The 2169-nt window shown below is 72.2% G+C and carries 3 protein-coding genes; all 3 read right to left on the minus strand.

The window, feature by feature from the left end; translation table 11 throughout:
* The coding region (locus BDIM_RS12235) for a FecCD family ABC transporter permease (protein ID WP_040346077.1) at positions 1-672 on the minus strand (672 nt) is incomplete at its 3' end.
* On the minus strand, positions 669-1520 hold the full coding sequence (locus BDIM_RS12240) for an ABC transporter substrate-binding protein (RefSeq protein ID WP_040346080.1): 852 nt from the start codon (positions 1518-1520) through the stop codon (positions 669-671). The genes BDIM_RS12240 and BDIM_RS12235, both read right to left, overlap by 4 nt.
* On the minus strand, positions 1517-2169 hold a 653-nt coding region (locus BDIM_RS12245), incomplete at its 5' end, for an aminotransferase class I/II-fold pyridoxal phosphate-dependent enzyme (protein WP_169312149.1). The genes BDIM_RS12240 and BDIM_RS12245, both read right to left, overlap by 4 nt.

Below are 2169 nucleotides of genomic sequence, written 5' to 3' on the forward strand. Positions count from 1 at the left end.
CACGCCCAGCGACCGCGCCCCCGCCTCGCCCAGGGTCAGGGCGTCCAGCGTCCGGCCTTGGGTCAACAGCAGCAGGCACCCCAGGATCATGCCCGGCGCCGCCAACCTCAGTTCGACCACGCTGCGGTCAGCCAGCGACCCCATCAGCCAGTTGACGATCTCGTTCACCGCCCACGGATTGGGCGCCAGGTTCAGCGCCAGGGCGACCCCCGCCCCCGCCATGGTCTGGATCACCACCCCGGCCAGGATGAAGGTGACGACGCTGCTGGTCGCCCCCGCCAGGGCCAGCAGCAGCAACACGCCGACCCCCGCCCCGACCATGGCCGCGACCGGCAGCACCCACGGCGCGCTGGCCCCCGCGCCCAGATAGAAGGTCAGCACCGCCCCCAGCGCCGCCATGGTCGAGACGCCCAGGATCGCCGGATCGGCCAGCGGATTGCGCGTATAGCCCTGCAAGGCCGCCCCGGTCAGGCCCAGCACCGCCCCGACCATCAGGGCCAGCACCGTGCGCGGCAAACGCAGCTCGAACAGGATGGCCCAGGCGGGATCGCCGCGCTGGCTCGCCCAATCGCTCCAGGGGATCCAGACGCGGCCGGCGCTCATGCTGGCGACGGACAAAGCGACGATCAGGAGCAGAAGCCCGATCATCACCAGAGGACGCGGCAGGGTCATGTCAGAGCCTCCAGCGCCGTACGGCGCGCGCGGGCCAGGGCGGCGGCGGTCTGGATCAGCACCGGCCCGCCGCAATAGAGCAGCTTCTCTTCCAGTTGCGCCTGCACCATCCGGCCGGACAGGGACTTCAGCGCCGGATGGCGCATCACCCGGTCGGCCCAGGTGCGCGAGCCTCGCACCGGCACGCCGCTGAGCAGCACCTGCGGCGGGTCGGCCAACAGGCGCTCGACCGGCACATTGCCCCATTTGCCCAGGCCGTAGCGGCCGGCGACGTTCTGAAACCCGGCGCGGGTCATCATCTCGTCCATCAGGGTGCCTCGCCCGGCGGCGAAACCGTTGGGCTGATAGATCAGGGCCGTCAGCCGCGCCGATCCCGGCGGCGGAGCGGCGGCGGCGATGGCGGCCTCGATGCGTGCGATCAGGGCCTGGCCCCGCGCCGGACGGCCGACCAGACGGGCGACCTCGCGCACCTGATCCAGGCTGGCGGCCACGCTGTCGGGCACCGAGAACAGCTCGGTCTGAATGTTCATGCGGCCCAGGGCATTGCGGGTGGCCAGGGCGCTGTGGCGGCTGGTCAGCACCAGATCGGGGCGCAGGGCGATGACCTCCTCCGCCGTCTCCCAGGTGAAGGGCAGGGTCTTGGCCACCTCGGAAATGGTCGAGCCGACCGGCTCGCGCGCATAGTGGCTGAGGGCGACGATCTGCCCCCGGTCGGCGACGTGGACCAGAACGGCGTCGAGGCAGGCGTTCAGCGACACCACGCGACGCGGCGCAGTGTTGGCCGCAGCCGGTCCGGCGACCAGCATGGCCCCCGCGCCCGCCAACGCCTGTCGCCGGCTCGCCATCATCCGAAGGTCTCCAGCGCGCGTCGCAGTCGGGGGAAGTCGCGCTCGGCCGGAACGCCGAAGCGCAGAGCGTCGGGCGTGTGGTCGAACGGCCGGGTCAGGATTCCCGCGCGGCACAGGTGCTGGAACCAGCGCGCGGCGTGGGGCGTGCGCGTCATGCGAAACAGACTGGTCCCGCCGATGATCTGAAACCCCGCCCGCGCCAGCAGATCGTCCAGCCGGTCGGCCCGTTCGGCCAGGGCCGCCTCGGTCCGGCGCCGCCAGGCTTCGTCAGCATAGGCGCCCAGCCCCAGCGTCAGGGCGTCGGCGCCGACCGGCCAGTCGCCCTGAAGCGCGCGCAATCGCCGGATCAGCTCGGGCGCCGCCAGCATGAAGCCCAGCCGCACCCCGGCCAGACCGTAGAATTTGCCGAACGAGCGCAGGACGATCAGCCCCGGCTCGGCTAGGTCCGACACGCTGTCGCCGGGCGCGCATTCGATGAAGGACTCGTCCGCCACCAGCCAGCGCCCTGCCTTGGACCGCGCCCGCGCCATGGCGATCAGATCGGCCCGCCGGATCAGGCGGCCGTCGGGATTGTTCGGGTTGACGACGACCAGCACGCCCGCCTGCGAGGCCGCCGCCTGATCGGGCGCGATCAGACGCGTCGCCACGC

The sequence above is a fragment of the Brevundimonas diminuta ATCC 11568 genome (genome assembly GCF_000204035.1).
GTDB lineage: Bacteria > Pseudomonadota > Alphaproteobacteria > Caulobacterales > Caulobacteraceae > Brevundimonas > Brevundimonas diminuta.

Coding starts and splice junctions, on each gene's coding strand:
- BDIM_RS12240 (WP_040346080.1), bottom strand. CDS start 1,520: ATGATGGCGAGCCGGCGACAGGCGTTGGCGGGCGCGGGGGCCATGCTG.